Annotated in this window: 14 protein-coding genes; 10 read left to right on the top strand and 4 right to left on the bottom strand. The window is 69.2% G+C overall.

Translation table 11 applies throughout. The features are described from left to right. The first annotated feature begins 124 nt into the window (after positions 1-124). Both BJQ95_RS19215 and BJQ95_RS19210 read left to right on the top strand, forming a co-directional pair. A complete protein-coding gene (locus BJQ95_RS19215) occupies positions 125-547 on the top strand; it encodes a hypothetical protein (RefSeq protein WP_130176378.1) in 423 nt (140 codons plus the stop codon). A 176-nt stretch (positions 548-723) separates the two neighbouring features. Further along, a complete protein-coding gene (locus tag BJQ95_RS19210; protein ID WP_256041468.1) occupies positions 724-1,281 on the top strand; it encodes a hypothetical protein in 558 nt (185 codons plus the stop codon). Between the two features lie 407 nt (positions 1,282-1,688). On the opposite strand, the gene hrpB is transcribed toward BJQ95_RS19210, so the two are convergent. Further along, on the bottom strand, positions 1,689-4,247 hold the full coding sequence (gene hrpB / locus BJQ95_RS19205) for an ATP-dependent helicase HrpB (RefSeq protein ID WP_130176377.1): 2,559 nt from the start codon (positions 4,245-4,247) through the stop codon (positions 1,689-1,691). Positions 4,248-4,568: 321 nt separating this feature from the next. Here hrpB and BJQ95_RS19200 point away from each other — a divergent pair, with 321 nt between their 5' ends. The 3 genes from BJQ95_RS19200 to BJQ95_RS19190 are packed head-to-tail and all read left to right on the top strand — an operon-like array spanning position 4,569 to position 7,392. Beyond that, positions 4,569-5,714 (top strand): Re/Si-specific NAD(P)(+) transhydrogenase subunit alpha, encoded by a 1,146-nt coding sequence (locus tag BJQ95_RS19200; protein WP_130176376.1) that lies wholly within the window; start codon positions 4,569-4,571, stop codon positions 5,712-5,714. Further along, a complete protein-coding gene (locus BJQ95_RS19195; protein ID WP_130176375.1) occupies positions 5,714-6,022 on the top strand; it encodes an NAD(P) transhydrogenase subunit alpha in 309 nt (102 codons plus the stop codon). Before BJQ95_RS19200 ends, BJQ95_RS19195 begins: the two co-directional genes overlap by 1 nt. Beyond that, positions 6,019-7,392 (top strand): NAD(P)(+) transhydrogenase (Re/Si-specific) subunit beta, encoded by a 1,374-nt coding sequence (locus tag BJQ95_RS19190; protein ID WP_130176374.1) that lies wholly within the window; start codon positions 6,019-6,021, stop codon positions 7,390-7,392. The genes BJQ95_RS19195 and BJQ95_RS19190 overlap by 4 nt, the downstream gene beginning before the upstream one ends. A gap of 9 nt (positions 7,393-7,401) precedes the next feature. Here BJQ95_RS19190 and BJQ95_RS19185 read toward each other — a convergent pair whose 3' ends face one another. Beyond that, the gene (locus BJQ95_RS19185) at positions 7,402-8,190 is read right to left on the bottom strand and encodes a HEAT repeat domain-containing protein (protein ID WP_205750029.1); all 789 of its coding nucleotides are present in this window, start codon (positions 8,188-8,190) and stop codon (positions 7,402-7,404) included. Between the two features lie 122 nt (positions 8,191-8,312). Between BJQ95_RS19185 and BJQ95_RS19180 the strand changes: the two genes are divergently transcribed. From BJQ95_RS19180 to BJQ95_RS19170, 3 genes are all read left to right on the top strand, one after another. Continuing rightward, positions 8,313-8,912, top strand: coding sequence for a DUF308 domain-containing protein (locus BJQ95_RS19180; protein WP_130176373.1), 600 nt, complete (start codon positions 8,313-8,315; stop codon positions 8,910-8,912). After that, the gene (locus tag BJQ95_RS19175; RefSeq protein WP_130176372.1) at positions 8,909-9,178 is read left to right on the top strand and encodes a hypothetical protein; all 270 of its coding nucleotides are present in this window, start codon (positions 8,909-8,911) and stop codon (positions 9,176-9,178) included. The genes BJQ95_RS19180 and BJQ95_RS19175 overlap by 4 nt, the downstream gene beginning before the upstream one ends. 82 nt (positions 9,179-9,260) lie before the next feature. Continuing rightward, positions 9,261-11,999, top strand: coding sequence for an HAD-IC family P-type ATPase (locus BJQ95_RS19170; protein ID WP_130176371.1), 2,739 nt, complete (start codon positions 9,261-9,263; stop codon positions 11,997-11,999). On the opposite strand, the gene purB is transcribed toward BJQ95_RS19170, so the two are convergent. Together purB and BJQ95_RS19160 are read right to left on the bottom strand one after the other, a co-directional pair. Further along, positions 11,987-13,369, bottom strand: coding sequence for an adenylosuccinate lyase (gene purB / locus BJQ95_RS19165; RefSeq protein ID WP_130176370.1), 1,383 nt, complete (start codon positions 13,367-13,369; stop codon positions 11,987-11,989). The two genes, BJQ95_RS19170 and purB, sit on opposite strands and share 13 nt — an antisense overlap. Continuing rightward, positions 13,366-13,893 carry a low molecular weight protein-tyrosine-phosphatase gene (locus BJQ95_RS19160; protein ID WP_130176369.1) on the bottom strand — a complete coding sequence of 176 codons (528 nt, stop codon included), beginning with the start codon at positions 13,891-13,893 and terminating at the stop codon, positions 13,366-13,368. Before BJQ95_RS19160 ends, purB begins: the two co-directional genes overlap by 4 nt. A 127-nt stretch (positions 13,894-14,020) precedes the next feature. Here BJQ95_RS19160 and BJQ95_RS19155 point away from each other — a divergent pair, with 127 nt between their 5' ends. Together BJQ95_RS19155 and BJQ95_RS19150 are read left to right on the top strand one after the other, a co-directional pair. Then, positions 14,021-14,332, top strand: coding sequence for a hypothetical protein (locus BJQ95_RS19155; RefSeq protein WP_130176368.1), 312 nt, complete (start codon positions 14,021-14,023; stop codon positions 14,330-14,332). Next, positions 14,329-16,014 carry a hypothetical protein gene (locus tag BJQ95_RS19150; RefSeq protein ID WP_130176367.1) on the top strand — a complete coding sequence of 562 codons (1,686 nt, stop codon included), beginning with the start codon at positions 14,329-14,331 and terminating at the stop codon, positions 16,012-16,014. Before BJQ95_RS19155 ends, BJQ95_RS19150 begins: the two co-directional genes overlap by 4 nt.

Here is a 16,014-nt window from a genome sequence, read left to right as displayed (position 1 = left end):
ATCCGGTCGCGCTAAAACACATCGTCACCGGCGACGACGCCTACATCGTCACCCCGCGAGACGTACAACAACCCTCACCGAACTTGGATACCGCCGAGCCTTCTGGGGCAAGATGGTTGCTGGGTTGATCACAGCCGTCGCTCTCGCGCTGTGCATGTTCGCGATCTGGACCGTAGTCGTGTTCTTCATTCTCAAGCAAGGAGGGCTCGCACTTAGTATCGATGAGGCAGGACTGCGGATCTATGCTGGTGCGCTCCTTGGCGTAATTCTGGGCGCTTTCGTCGGTGCGTCCGTGGGATGGATCTCACGCAACTATTACGTCGGCGCAGCGGTCGTCCTCGCGTTCCCGATTGGCGTGGAGTTTGCGCTCCTTGGGACGGCACCCGAGGTCGCGCGCTTTTCGCCAGGCATGGCAATCGCCGCGTTGAGCGTCCCGGAGTTTAAGGACCGTCTCCTTGAGTTCGCTTCCGCCGCGGGAATTGCAGGTGTTTGGACCGTCGGATTGGTGCTGATCGCTTGGCTCGTGGGACGTCGGCGCGTCGCATGATGGCCACCCAAGCCTTTCGTGCTCAGGCGCGAAGCCTTGCAGGGGATGTAGTTCTCCTATCGGTGGTCGGCGCAGCTTTCGTGATGGCGCTCTCGTTGGCGACAAGTGTCCCGACGGACTTCTCGGACGCTCCGGGTAGTGCTCGTCAAGAGTTCCTCGCTCCGTTCGAAACTGTGATGGCAACCTACGGTGCAGTCCTTGCAGCAATCTACGGTTCCTTCCGCTACACGGTCGACAGGCGAAACGGTGTTGTGGCGCAACGGCTCACGCTGCAGCCGCGGTGGGCTACCCTGGCGGCGAGGGTTCCGGCCGCAGCTCTTGGAGGAGCGCTCGTTGCCTTGAGTACTATAGTCGGTGGTCACGTGGCCCTCGCGGTCTCGATGGGCGGTACCAATGTTGACTGGCCAACTACCGCAGCGTCAGCTGCTGTCGGTGCTGCCGCCGGCATTTGGGGCCTCGGAGTCGGGCTCGTGGTCCAACAGCATCTCTTGGCTCTGTTTGTCGCTCCCGTGACTCTCGCGGTCGCTACGGTGGTCGCGATTTTCTGGAAGGCTGGCGCCGTATGGTTCCCTCTTCCAACGATGCTGTCCGCATTCGGGTTCGATGTCAGTGAGATCGGGTTCCAGGATGGGGCCGCTCTGGACCGACCTCTAGCGGCGACTTTTTCAGTCGTATGGATCTTCTTGATCCTGACGGTTGGTGCAATGTCATTTCTTCGTCGTGATGTGAAGTAGTAGCTTGGGCTTATCGAGCTATCGAGTCACCCCGCCTTCGACGAGGAGAGTCTGGACGTAATCTACGGCCTTGGCGTACGGAGGCTCGCCGCTCACTGCGGGGTGTCCCTCAAGCTCTTCCGCGGACAAGCGCCTCAGCCTTGGAGTCAAACCAGCGGCGGCCTATGTCGGGTGGCTCTGTCCGAATTTGTGGTGAGTACGATCGTCTGGTGGCAACGGCGACTCGGTCGTGGCTAACGAGGCGTTTTGGCCTGCCGCCCCCGGGATACTCCATAAGCGATCATGAATATCGTTGCTATACACGTTACAGTCCTTTGGTTTGTGATGTTTTGTGGCTCACAAGGAAAATCCAATTGCAAGTAGGCGTGGAATCTTCATGTCAGCTGACCGCAGGGTGTGTCGCGGCCCTAGCCCAGGGCAGCGCGGCGCGTGGTGTGCCGGGTGGGTACGGCGGACCAGGGGTCCTCCGGCCAGGGGTGCTTCGGGTAGCGTCCGCGCATCTCCGCTCGTACCTGCGAGTACGGACCTGCCCAGAAGGATGCGAGGTCGTCGGTCACGGCAAGGGGATGCCCGGCGGGGGAAAGCAAGTGGAACAACACCGGCACTTGTCCTCCGACGATTCGTGGGGTCTCTGCCCATCCGAAGCATTCCTGGAGTTTCACAGCCACAACGGGACGAGCCGACGAATCATCGGCGGGTGGGTAGCTGAGACGGACATGCGAACCGCTGGGAACCCGGAGCCGCTCCGGAACCAGAGCGTCAAGGTCGACCGCGGCGGGCCAGGGCAGAGTACGGCGGAGTGCAGGGGCAAGGTCGATGCGCGCGGCCGAAATGCCGGCGGCCAGGTCTGACAGCTCGGGGCCGAGCCAGGCATCGAGCGTAGCGAGCAGAACGGTGTCTGAGACATCCGGCCAGGGCGATCCGAGCTCGCGATGCAGCAGCGCGAGGCGACGCCGCAGAGCGTCCGCGGCGTCTGACCAGATGAACACTCCGAGGCCGTGCGCTGTGACGGCACGGCGGACGGCATCCCGTCCGCCCTCGTCCGCCGGTACGCGCACCGGCACGGACGAGCGAATGATCGCACCGATCCGACGTTCGCGGCGGGCCACGACGCGCCCGTCCACGAACCGTGCTTCGACCCGGTCTGTGCAGAGATGGGGCGCCACCTGCTCCGCCTGCTTCTCGGAGATGATGGCGGCAGAGCGGATGAGTGCTCCGGTTCCTGCGGCCGCTCGTCCCTCTGCCCGAGTGACGTCCGCCACCGCCAACCAGTCGGCACTCGCGAGCTGACCGGTGATCCCGGCACGGGTGCCGGAGGCGAGAAGAAAGGTTGCACCGTTGGGCGATTGATCGACGCGGCGGGCGATCCACGCGGGAAAGGCGAGCGCGATGATCAGTCCGGTCTGATCAGCGCCTCCTCGCGCCGTGTCATTCGCCCCGGCGAAGCGCTGGAGACGGCGGACGTCCTGCTCCCATCGGCGGGCATCCGGGCTTCGTCCAGTGCGTAGCGCGTTGAGGGTGGCCTGGGCGTCTCCGTCGTGAACGCGGAGGTCACCTGTGAGCAGCGCGATGACCTCGGCCGCTGTGCGCCCGCCGACCAGGGCACTCCCGGCGCGCAGTGCGTGGGCGAGGCGCGGAGCCGTCGGGACGCGGGCGAGCGCTCGCCCTTCGTCGGTGGCGCGTTCAGCGGCATCGATCGCGCCGAGCCCACGCAGCGCGGCGAGGGCCTCGTCCAGGCTGCCAGACGGGAGCGGATCGACCAGCCGCAGGCCCACGCCACTTGGGGCGCCCCAGCAGGCGAGGAGCAGGGCTGCATCGGTGAGATCTGCCGCCTGGATCTCGGGGGCAGCGTGCGACGGTGCCGTGGCGAAGGTGCGCTCGTCGACGCAGCGGACCACGACGCCAGGCCCCTGCCGGGTGGCGCGCCCCGAGCGCTGGACGGCGGAGGCCTTGGGCGTCGGGCCGGTGACGAGACCGCTCATGCCGCGCGCAGCATCCCGCTGCGGAGCACGAGACAGGCAGGTGTCGACGACCAGGCGTACGCCGGGCACGGTCAGAGATGATTCGGCCAGTGACGTCGTGACGATGATCCGTGCCGCAGCACCGGGGCTCCGCCCACTGATCACCGCATCCTGCTCTGCAGCGGGGATCTGGCCGTGCAGTTCCCGCACGTCGAACTCCGCGGCGAGAGAACGGATGCGTCCGGCGATCTCGGAGACCTCACGCGCACCCGGCGCGAAGACCAGAGCATCGGCGGCCGGATCGGTGCGCACGAGGGTGCGGTGTGCGGCAACCGCGGTGCTCGCGACGTGGTCGAGGAACGCCCAGGTGACCCCCCGCTCATCCAGTCGAGGTGAGGGAGAGGGCGCCCAGCGCACCTCGAGCGGATGGGCCGGTGCGCTCTGGGTCACGATCGGGGCCGGGCACGCATCCGTACCGAGAATTGTCGCGAACCTCTCGGCGTCGAGGGTCGCGGACATCGCGATGAGAACGAGGTCGTCGCGCAGCTCGCGGACCTCGCCGAGTAGCCCGATCAGCAGGTCCGTCTCCAAAGCCCGTTCGTGCACTTCGTCGATGATGACCGCATCGATCCCGTCGAGACCAGGGTCATCGAGCAGTCGGCGCAGAAGCACGCCGGCGGTAACGAACTCGATCAGGGTGGACGGACTCACCTGATGTGCGCCACGGACGGTGTATCCGACGCGAGAGCCGAGAGAGGATTCGTCCAACTGCGCGAGTCGTCGGGCGGCAGCGCGGGCAGCGACCCGGCGGGGCTGAGTGACGATCACACGACCCGGAACCCGATCGGCGAGGATGGGCGGCACGAGTGTGGTCTTTCCCGTGCCCGGCGGCGCACTGACGACCACGGTGCTGCTCCGATCAAGCGCAGCACTCAGATCATCGATCGCCGAGGCGAATGCGAGCCCGCGACCAAGTCTCGACGGATCGAAGGAAAGACGGGTCACGTCCTCAGTCTGTCGCGTTTGGGGGGTGTGTGCTCACGTGTCGCAGGTACCGAGCCTCGACTCTGGGCCCACCAGACGCAACTCAGAGCCAGTGGCCCGCTTCGGCAACCGACGATAAAGGCCTGACAGCGGGGATGGCCCCGCCTGTCAGGCAGGCTCTGTGAGCCACCCTTGGCTAACTGGGCTGGGTCTTTGGGCCCTGATAATCGCCGGGGGCCGGGGGAGCCCGACGGTACGCTACGAAGTGAGATCGCCCTGGGACGCGCGAACGACCCCGTTTGCGCTTGTCCGGTGGAAGATGCGTCAAAGGAGTGGTTGCTCGTGAAAGTTGGCATTGGGCGTGAACGCCGAAACGGCGAAAAACGTGTCGCGGCAACACCGGAAACGGTGACCCAGCTCATCGGCCTCGGGGTCGACGTCACCGTCGAAGCCGGCGCAGGACTGGCCTCCGGCTACTCGGACGCGGCCTACCAGAAGGCCGGCGCGCAGCTCGCCCCGGACTTCGACGCCACCGCGGTCGACGTGCTCTGCCACGTGCGCCCGCTGAGCCCGGAGCTGGCCGCCACGCTGCCGGCCGGCCTCATCACGGTGGGCCTGGCCTCGCCGGCCTCCGAACTGCCCACCGTGGCCGCCCTGGCCGCCGCGAAGGTCACCGCTTTCGCCCTCGAGCTGGTGCCGCGCATCTCCCGGGCCCAGTCGATGGACGCGCTCACCTCCCAGGCCCTGGTCGCCGGTTACCGCGCCGTGCTCGAGGCCACCATCCGCTTCCCCCGGTTCTTCCCGCTCTACATGACCGCGGCCGGCACCATCCCGCCGGCCCGGGTGCTCGTGCTCGGCGCCGGTGTCGCCGGGCTGCAGGCCATCGGCACCGCCAAACGGCTCGGCGCCCGCGTGTCCGCCTATGACGTGCGCCCGGCCTCGGCCGACGAGGTCACCTCGATGGGCGGCACGTTCATCACGCTCGACCTCGCCGCCGTCGAGGGCGCCGGCGGGTACGCCGGCGAACTGGCCGAGGACCGTGCCGTGCGCCAGCGCAAACTCCTGGCTCCGCACGTGGCCAAAGCGGATGTGCTCATCACCACCGCCGCGATTCCCGGCCGCCCCGCCCCGCTCCTGGTGACCCGCCAGATGGTCGCGGCCATGCCGGCCGGCTCCGTGGTCATCGACCTCGCCGCCGAAACCGGCGGCAACGTCGAGGGCGTGCAGCCCGGCGTCGACCAGCTGGTGCCCACCACGGCCGGTGACGGCTTCGTCACCCTGGTCGGCATGCAGGACGCCGCCTCTGCGATGGCCTCGGACGCGTCGCGCCTCTACGCCAAGAACGTGGCCAACCTGCTCGCCCTGATGACAAAAGACGGCCAGGTCGTCCCCGACTTCACCGACGAGGTCATCGCCGGCGCCTGTCTCACCGCCGACGGTGTGGTGCGTCACGCACCGACCGCTGCCGCGCTGGAAGGAACACACTGATGGATCCGATTACCCTCCTGACGGTCATCGTGCTGACCGTTTTCGTCGGCTTCGAGGTGGTCTCCAAGGTGTCCAGCACCCTGCACACCCCCCTGATGAGCGGCGCCAACGCCATCCACGGCATCATCCTGATCGGTGCGATCATCGTCGCCGGCCAGCTTGACGACCCGTGGTTGATCGCGCTCGCCCTTCTCGCCGTCGCTCTCGCCACCGCCAACCTCGTCGGCGGCTTCGTCGTCACCGACCGGATGCTCGGCATGTTCCGCGGACGCAAGCCCGCCGCCACCCCGAAGGACACCACCAAATGAGCATCCTGAGTGCCGAGTGGACCGCACTGCTGTACCTGGTCGCTGCCATCTGCTTCATCCTCGCCCTCAAGGGCCTGAGCTCGCCCAAGACCGCCAGGCGCGGCAACCTGATCGGCGCCGCCGGTGCGACGCTCGCCGTGATCACGGTGTTCCTGTCGGCCAAACTCGACAACATCCCGCTGATCCTGCTCGCGATCGCAATAGGATCCGCGATCGCGGCGCCCATCTCCCGCCGGGTGCAGATGACCCAGATGCCCCAACTTGTCGCCTTGTTCAACGGCGTCGGCGGTGGCGCCGCGGCGCTGGTCGCGATGCTCGAACTCGGCCACAGCGACGGCCCCTGGGTGCTCGTCGCCGTGGTGTTCACCATGCTCGTCGGTGCGGTCTCGTTCGCCGGTTCCGCGATCACCGTGGCCAAGCTGCAGGAACTGATCACCACCAGGCCCGTGGTGTTCCCCGGCATGAAGTGGGTCATGACGCTGGCCGCCGTGGCCGCGCTCGTTGTGGGCGGTTTCGTCGTTGCCACCGGTTCGGCCGGCTGGGCGGTGCTGCTGCTGGTGCTCGGCCTGATCCTCGGCCTGCTGCTGGTGCTGCCCGTCGGCGGCGCCGACGTGCCGATCGTGATCTCACTGCTCAACGCCTTCACCGGTCTCGCCGTCGCCGCATCCGGTGTGGTGCTGGACAACGTGCTGCTCGTGGTCGCCGGCACCCTCGTCGGCGCCAGCGGTACCATCCTCACCCGCGCCATGGCCTCCGCCATGGGCCGCGGTGTCAGCGGCATCATGTTCGGCGCCTTCCGCGGCGGCTCGACGGCCGGCTCCACGGTGCAGAGCGACCGCCCGGTTCGGTCCTCCAACGCCGAGGACGTGGCCGTGATGCTCGCCTACGCGCAGCGGGTCGTGATCGTGCCCGGCTACGGCCTGGCCGTCGCCCAGGGCCAGCACACCATCGCCGAACTCGCCACGACCCTCGAGGCGCGCGGCGTCGACGTGGACTTCGCCATCCATCCCGTCGCCGGGCGGATGCCCGGTCACATGAACGTGCTGCTCGCCGAGGCCAACGTGCCCTACGAATCGCTCAAGGAGATGGCCGAGGTCAACCCCGAGTTCAAGAACACCGACGTGGTGCTCGTGGTCGGCGCGAACGACGTGGTCAACCCGGCCGCGAAGACCAGCCCGGGGTCGCCAATCTACGGGATGCCGATCCTGGAGGTCGAGGACGGCCGCCAGATCGTCTTCCTCAAACGGTCGATGCGCCCCGGGTTCGCCGGTATCGAGAACGAGTTGCTCTTCGACCCGAAGACCACGCTGCTGTTCGGCGACGCCAAGGACTCGCTCACCAAGGTGCTCGGCGCGGTCAACGCCCTGTGACGGCGCGGCTCAGCCGAGCGTGCCCCAGAGGTTGCGCTCGGCGAGCACCGACCGTAGTCGCGCCTTGGTGAGGTTCGACCGCACGACCCACCGGGCATCCGGGTTGTCGCTGGCGCTCAGTCCGTGGAACGTGGCAAGGCCGGCCTTCGGACTCGCAGCGATCGCCACGCTCCAGCCGTAACCCAGGGCCTGGCGCAGCACCCGGTGCGCCTCGCGGGAGCGTACCGGGTCGGCCTCCGGCGGTTCACCGGCGAGCAGCAGGGTCGTGGCCCGGTCGCAGACCTGCAGGGCGAGGGCCTGGGCGTCGGAGCCGGTCAGCAGCCGGGGCTCGCAGATCGCGGCCACAGCAGCCCGGGCCAGCCACGCATCCCGCGCTGCCGACCAGTCCTCGACGATGGTGTGCATCAGGGCCGGGTCGGCATCGCCGACCAGCTGCACTGCCCGGGCGGCGCCCTCCCGCACCCGCCAGCGGTCGTCGGCTGCTGCGCGGCGGAGGGCCGTGAGAGCCTCGGGCCGGTCCGGGGCAGCGAGAGCGAGCCGGCCGAGCCCCTCTGCACCGCAGAAGGCCAGGTACTCGTCGGGGGAGTCGGCCAGGCTCCAGATCAGCTCGGCCGGCGCCGTTGCGGCGAAGGCGTCGGCAAGGGGCAGGTTGGCCCGCGGCCCCGGCAGGCCGGAGCGGCTGCTGAGAAAGCCGGGCACGTCGCCGGGCGCCCGCGCGAGCAGGTCCGCCAACGCGTCCGCGTCCTCGCCGGGACTGACCCGCACGCTGCCGGCCGGAACATTCGATGTGACCACCATGAACCCCTTTGTCGAGCCTGACGGTAGTCGCGGATGCCCCGGCCCGCTACGTGCGGGCACCGAACCCGGTCAGATGCGCCGCGTAGACTGGGAGGACTCCCTGCGACGAAAGAGGTGCCCGCGTGGCGCATGCCCCGGTAGGAGCCGTCATCGGTGCCCGGTACTGGACCGTGCCCGTCGCGCGCGCCGTCGTGGCGTTCGTGCCGGCGGCCGTGATCACGTTCAACGCCGACCACTCCGCCGAGTTCGGGCTCCTGGTGTTCGGTGCCTTCGCGCTGGTCAACGGTCTAGTCACCGGGCTGCTCAGCTGGCCGACCGTCACCGACCGGAGTGACCGCAGCATTTTCGCCATTCAGGGCGCCGTCGGCGTTCTCGCCGGCGTGCTCGCGCTCGCCCTGAACGCCGGCGGGCTGGGCTTCTTCCTCTACATCGTCTCGGTGTGGGCGGCGGTCACCGGTTTCCTGGAGCTGTACTCGGGCATCCGGGTGCACGGACGCGGCCAGGTCGCCCGCGACTGGCTGGTCGTCGGTGCTCTCACCGCGGTGCTGGCCCTGGTGTTCCTGCTCCTGCCGCCGAACGCCGTCGTCGCGGTGGGCCTGCTCGGCGCCTACCTGGTGATCACCGGGGTGTACCTGGTCATCGCCGGTGTCTCCCTCTCCTCAGCGCCCGTGGATGCGCGGCGCGACCTGGCTTCTTCCCCCACAGATTCGGACACCCCGTGACCCAGAACACCCCGCACAAGCCCACCAGGAGCGAGATCCTCAAGCCCGTTGAGCTGGTCGCCATCTCCGCCGTGATGGGCCTCTTCGTCGGTCTCACCATCCTGCTGGCCACCCGCAACTGGGCGCTGTCGTCGATCGCGCTGGGAATCACCTTCATCATCGCCCTGGTCGTCATCGCGATGCTCGCCCTGGGCATGAAGCCGAACGCGGCCGAGAAGAGCGACCTGGACGAACAGAACCAGAACGGCGACAACAAGGGCCATTAGCCCCCAGTCTCGCGCCGGCCCGGTGCTTTAATGGAACCATCGTGGTCCTGTTCCCGGTGTTCCTTCCCCTGAGGGGGCAGCTATGACCACCGAGGGCCGTGCGCGGGCCGCCGTGCCGGCGATCCCCGCCCGGCCGTACGCCCGCAGCGTCGACGAGGTGTGCGCCGAGCTGCAGACCAGCCGGCACGGTCTCGACGAGTCGGAGGCTGCCGAACGGCTGGCCCGGTACGGGGCGAACGCCCTGCCCGTTGTAGCCAAGCAGAATCCGGTGCTGCGCTTCCTCGGCCACTTCAACGACGTGCTCATCTACGTGCTGCTCGGTTCGGCCGTGCTCACGGTGGTGTTCGGCGACTGGGTCGACGCGTCGGTGATCCTGGCGGTGGCCGTGATCAACGCGGTGATCGGGTTCCTGCAGGAGGGCCGGGCGGAGAAGGCGCTCGACGGCATCCGCCGGATGCTGTCGCTGAACGCGAAAACCCGCCGGGGAGGCCACTGGGTGAACACCGACGCGGCCACCCTCGTGCCCGGCGACATCGTGCGGGTGAAGTCCGGCGACAAGGTGCCCGCCGACCTGCGCCTGATCGAGGGCACCAACCTCAGGGTCGAGGAGTCCGCGCTCACCGGGGAATCCGTTCCGGCCGGCAAGGACGTCGCCGCCGTCGCCGCAGACGCCGGACTCGGCGACCGGCACTGCATGTTGTACTCGGGAACGATCGTGGCGGTGGGCAGCGGCCGGGGGGTGGTGACGGCCACCGGACCGGCCACCGAGATCGGACGCATCCAGACCCTGGTCACCGACACGGAGGCCCTGGCCACCCCGTTGACTCGCCAGCTGGACGTCTTCAGCACCCGGATCTCGCTGGGCATCCTTGCCATCTCGGGCCTGATGCTCGTGATCGGCCGGCTGGTGCACGACCGCGGCTTCGCCGACCTCTTCGCCGCCACGATCGGTTTCGCGGTGGCGGCGGTGCCGGAGGGGCTCCCGGCCCTGGTGACGATCACGCTGGCCCTTGGTGTGCGGCAGATGGCCGCCCACAACGCCATCGTGCGAAAGCTCACCGCCGTGGAGACTCTCGGCTCGGTGACCACGGTCTGTACCGACAAGACCGGCACCCTCACCCGCAACGAGATGACGGTGCGCGCCGTGATCACCGGCGCGGCCCGGTACGAGGTGCGGGGGATCGGCTACGACCCGGCCGGCGCCGTCATCCTGGACGGCCGGCTGGTGACGGTCGCCGACCAGGATGACCTGGCCCGGCTGGTAGAGGTCATGGTTGTCTGCAACGATGCCAGGGTCAGTGCCGACGACGGTGTCTGGAAGGTGGTCGGAGAACCGACGGAGGGGGCGCTCTGCACCCTCGGCCACAAGGCCGGCTTCGACCCGGCGGGCGCCCAGAGACTGGCCGTGATCCCGTTCGAGTCGGCCAACAAGTTCATGGCCACCCTCAACCGGTGGGATGACGAGCCCGCCCGGATCCTGGTGAAGGGGGCACCAGCCCGGCTGCTGGAGCGGTGCAGTCTGCAGCTGGATGCCGCAGGCATCCCCGAACCCCTCGACGAGGCGCTCTGGGAGCGGCGGGTCGACGAGCTCAGCTCCACCGGGCTCCGCGTCCTCGGGGCGGCCGTGGGCGACGCTCCGGCCGGCCTGGGCTCCCTGCACCTTGGCGACATCGACGACGGCCTGGTGTTCCTCGGCGTGGTCGGCATCGTAGACCCACCCCGGCCGGAGGCCATCGCGGCCATCCGGATCATGCACGACGCCGGCATCCGGGTGAAGATGATCACCGGCGACCATCACGGCACAGCCGTGGCGATCGCCACGGAAATGGGGATCGTGACCGAAGCCGCGCGGGTGCTCACCGGCGGCGAGCTGCAGAAACTCTCCCAGGACCAGCTGGCCCAGGTCGTGCGGGACGTGGACGTGTTCGCCCGCACCAGCCCGGAGCACAAGTTGCGCATCGTGAAGGCGCTGCAATCGCACGGCGAGGTCGTGGCGATGACTGGCGACGGCGTCAACGACGCCCCGGCGCTCCGCAGGGCGGATGTGGGTGTGGCGATGGGGATCAAGGGCACGGAGGCGACCAAGGAGGCCGCCGATATCGTGCTGGCCGACGACAACTTCGCCACCATTCAGAAGGCCGTCGAAGAGGGCAGGCGCATTCGGGACAACCTGCAGAAATCCATCATCTTCATCCTGCCGACCACCGCTGCGCAGTCCCTGGTGGTGCTGCTGGCGGTGCTGTTCGGCTTTGCGCTGCCGTTGCAGCCCACCCAGATCCTCTGGGTCAACCTGATCACCGCGGTGACCCTGTCGTTGGCCCTGGCCACCGAGCCCGCCGAACCCGGCATCATGCTGCGCCGACCGCGCCCGCCGGGCGGGTCGGTCCTCGACTCCGAATACCTCGGCCGACTGGTCTGGGTGTCTGTGCTGATCACGACGGCGACCATCGGGGTGTTCTTCTACGAGCAGTCGATCGGGTCGTCCCGAGCGGTGGCGCAGACCACAGCGGTGACCATGCTGGTGCTCAGCCAGCTGGTGTTCCTGTTCAACTGCCGGTTCCTGCGGGCGTCGAGCCTCACACTGGGCGTGCTGCGCGGCAACCGGGCCGTGTGGATGTCGGTGGGCACGATGCTCGTGCTGCAGCTGATCTTCGTGTACACCCCGGTGATGAACGTGTGGTTCAGCTCCACGCCGATCGGCCTGCGCGAGTGGGCCTACACGCTGGGCCTGGCCCTGGTGATCTTCGTTCTTGTCGAAGTGAACAAGCTGATCGGCCGGCGCCGGGCTCGCCGCCGGCCGATGCGTGCTCAGCCCAGGTAGTCCACCAGCGGGTCGGCCAGGCCGACGTAGCCCGCCGGGGTGAGCTCGAGCAGGCGGGCCTTGGCGGCGTCGCCGATCTCGAGGTCCTGCACGAACGCCACCAGGTCGGCACGGTTGATCCGCTTGCCGCGGGTCTGCTCCTTGAGCAGCGCGTACGGGTCGGCGATCGTGGACCGGCCGGCGCTGACCTCGGCGCGGATGACCGTCTGGATGGCCTCGCCGAGGATCTCCCAGTTGGTGTCCAGATCGTGCGCGAGCAGGTCACGGTCGAGGTCGATCTCACCCAGGCCCCGCACCAGGTTGTCCAGCGCGAGCAGCGAGTGGCCGAAGCCGACCCCGATGTTGCGCTGGGTGGTCGAGTCGGTGAGGTCGCGCTGCAACCGGGAGGTGACCAGGGTCGCGGCCAGGGAATCCAGCAGGGCGCTGGAAAGTTCGAGGTTGGCCTCGGCGTTCTCGAACCGGATCGGGTTGATCTTGTGCGGCATGGTCGACGACCCGGTCGCGCCGGCCTGGGGCACCTGACGGAAGTAGCCGATCGAGATGTAGGTCCAGATGTCGGTGGCGAGGTTGTGCAGCACCCGGTTGGCGTGCGACACCTTTCCGTACAGCTCGGCCTGCCAGTCGTGCGACTCGATCTGGGTGGTCAGCGGGTTCCAGCCCAGGCCGAGGCCCTCGACGAACTCGCGGGACACTGCGGGCCAGTCCACGGCCGGATCCGCGGCGACGTGCGCGGCGAAGGTGCCGGTGGCGCCGCTGAACTTGCCGAGGTACTCGTTGGCCTCGATCTGCTTCTGGATGCGCTCGAGCCTGTAGACGAAGACCGCCAGTTCCTTGCCCATGGTGGTGGGGGTGGCGGGCTGACCGTGCGTGCGGGCGAGCATGGCGTCGGCGCGGTACTCGGCGGCCAGGCGGCGGAGGGCCCCGATCAGGGCGCGGAGCTTGGGCAGCCAGACCTCGCGCACGGCCGCGGAGACGGTGAGGGCGTATGCCAGGTTGTTGATGTCCTCGCTGGTGGCGGCGAAGTGGGTCAGCTCGCTGATCGGCTCTAAGCCCAGCGGCACCAGGCGGCGGCGCACGAGGTACTCCACGGCCTTGACGTCGTGCCGGGTCACGGCCTCGAGGGTGGCCAGTTCATCGATTTCGGCCTGGCCGAAGTCGGTGACCAAGGCCTTCAGGCCCTTCTTCTGCACGATGCTGAGCGGCGCGGAGCCGAACAGGCTGCGGTCGGTGAGGGCGATCAGCCACTCCACCTCGACCTTGACCCTGGCGCGGTTCAGTCCGGCCTCAGACAGGTGCTCGCCCAGTTCGGTGACCGCGGCTTGATACCGGCCGTCGAGTGGACTGAGGACCTGTGGGGGTAGAGGACTCATCGGACTCCCTGTCTGATTGCGGGTGCGAGCTGCGCGAAGAGCGCAGAATTGGCTCTCTCAATCATGCCTAAAACGGAGTCAAACAGCGCATCGTCGGAATAGTACGGGTCGGGCACGTCCCGCAGGGCCGCCTGGTCCCTGTCGAAGCTGAGCAGCAGGCGCACCTTGTTGCGGTCGCGTTCGGTGGGCGCCCAGTTCCGCAGGATGCGCTCCTGCGACCTGTCCAGCACCACGACGAGGTCGAGGTCTTCGAACCAGCCCGCGTCGAATTGCCGCGCCCGATGGTGGCTGCCGTCATAGCCGCGCTTGGCCAAGGCTGAGACCGTGCGGGTGTCGGCCTGCTCGCCGACGTGCCAGTCGCCGGTGCCCGCGGAGCTCGTCGTGATGAGCCGACCCAGTCCGGAGCGCGTGACCAGGTCACGCAACATCACCTCGGCCATGGGCGACCGGCAGATGTTGCCGGTGCAGACGAAAATGATCCGGAATGGCGTCGACTCATCTGGACTGAGCGCCGCAAAATTCATGTGTCCATTGTGTTCCACATTCCCCTCCTCCACATCCGCCCCCCCAGAGGCAACTTTCCCCCGGATCCAGCGCCGGCCGCCACCCTCCCGGCCGACCGGCGCAGTCTGGCCGAAACGAGGAGGTGCGATGGAATCAGCGGGCGGCAGCATCCTGCCAGATGTGAGCGGGCCGGATGTAAGCACAGGGCCGGATGCCGAGACTCTGGCCCGGCTGCGTGAACAGCGGTGGCTCTTGCGCGGGGTGCGGGACGCGGTGGAGGTCTCGGGGCGCCGGCTAGCCGGCCAGGAGACCGGGCCGGCGTGGCGGTCACCGGCGCAGCGGGCCTATGGCGCCGTCCTGGGTGAGCTGAGCGCCAACCTGCGCGGCGCCTGGCGCGCCCTGGACGACGCGCTGTGGGCCGTGGACGAGGCCATCGGCCGGGTCAAGGCGGCGCCGTGACAGGCCCGGTCGGCGACGGCGGCCCTGGCGGGAACGACGGCGCGCTCATGGTGTCGGGCGGCGGCATCCGGGTGGCCACCGACACGGTGTTCACCGAGATGGCCGCACTGCGCCTGCTGCAGGGTGAGGCGGAGCAGTGGCGGGGGCAGATCGGTCGGGTCCGGTCGCTGGGTGTCGGCCCCGCGCCGGCCTGGCAGCCGGATGACCTGGGCGCCTGCGTGTTCGGCGCGTCGGTGGCGATCGACGCCGTCGCCGACCGGAGCGGGGAGCTGGCCGATGCCCTCGAGCAGGCCGCAGAGGAGTACGGCCGCCTCGAGAACGGATTGGACACCGCGCTGCGGGGTACTGGCGCCTGGATGGCCCACACCCTGGGGGTTCCGGCGCCGGTTCTGGCGCTGTGGGCGGCGACCCCGATGGCCTATCTGGCGGTCGGATCGCTGCTGTCCAGCGCCGCACTGGGCCGCACACCGTCGGTGGTGCCGCCCTGGCTGACCGACTGGCTGCGGGAGAACCCGCGGCTGCTCACCAACCCGGCCACCGTCGCGCTGGTGCGGACGTTGGTGTCCTCGGCCGATGAAGCGGCGCTGGGCCGGCTGGGCGTGCCGTACCCGGTGGCCGCTGCGGTGGGCGACGAGGGTGCCGGGATACTCGGCGCCCAGTCCTCGGCGTTCGGCCTGCTCGTGGCAGCGCAGGCGGCTGGACTGCTGCGCGAGACGCCCGTGCGGGTCAGCCAGGTCGGCTCGTCGACCGGACGGGCAGGCGGCGCAGATGACCCGGCCCGGGTCGCCCGGGCGGGCCTGGCCGGGGCCGGCGCGACCGGCGGCGTCCCGGTCGCACCGTTCGGCCCGGCGGCCGTTCCGTTGCAGGGCCCCGCCGCCGGTTCAGCACCGGGGCCGCTGGGCCTGCCCCCGCGCGGCCCGGCCGCCGATCCGACGCCCCGGCCCGGCAACAGGCTCGCCACCGAGCCGGCGGCCGGCATCGCCCCGACAGCCGAGTTGGCGCCGCCGAGCCCACCCACCGGATTCGCCGACCTGGCCGACCGCATCCCCACCGAGGACGACGGCGGCCAGGTGCGCATCGAGCGGTACGGCGACGCGGAGCATCCGTCCTGGCTGGTCTACATCGGCGGCACTGTGGAGTGGAGCCCGACCGGCTCGACCGAGCCGTGGGACATGGCCTCCAACGTCGCGGCCGTGGCCGGGCAGGATGCCGGCTCCTACCGGGCGGTGCTGCAGGCCATGCAGGCGGCCGGGGTGCAGCCCGGTGACCCGGTGCTGCCGGTGGCGCACTCGCAGGGCGGGCTGATCGCCAACCAGCTGGTCTCCAACGGCGACGTCAGCGCCGTGGGGATGCTCACCTTCGGGGCGCCCGAGACCGACCTGCCGCTGCCCGATGGCATGCCGGCGATCGCGGTCGAGCACGCCGACGACATCGTCCCCGCGCTGGGGCCCAGGGCCCAGGAGGACCAGCGTGTCTACGTGCGGCGGGAGCTCTTCGCTGGCCGGGAAGTACCGGCGGCCGAGACGCTGCCCGCGCACCAGCTGGCGGGCTACCGCGAGACCGCCCGTCTCGTCGACGTCTCACCGGAGCCCCGGCTTGTCGCGTTCCGCGCGCAGCTGGACGAGATCGTGGGCACCGCGCCCGGCGAGCAGACCGTGTGGCGCGCCGAACGGGTCGGGTGA

Origin of the sequence: Cryobacterium sp. SO1, from assembly GCF_004210215.2 — a bacterium.
GTDB lineage: Bacteria > Actinomycetota > Actinomycetes > Actinomycetales > Microbacteriaceae > Cryobacterium.
Note: the sequence above shows the minus strand (reverse complement) of the source record. Positions and strands in the feature narration are given on the sequence as shown.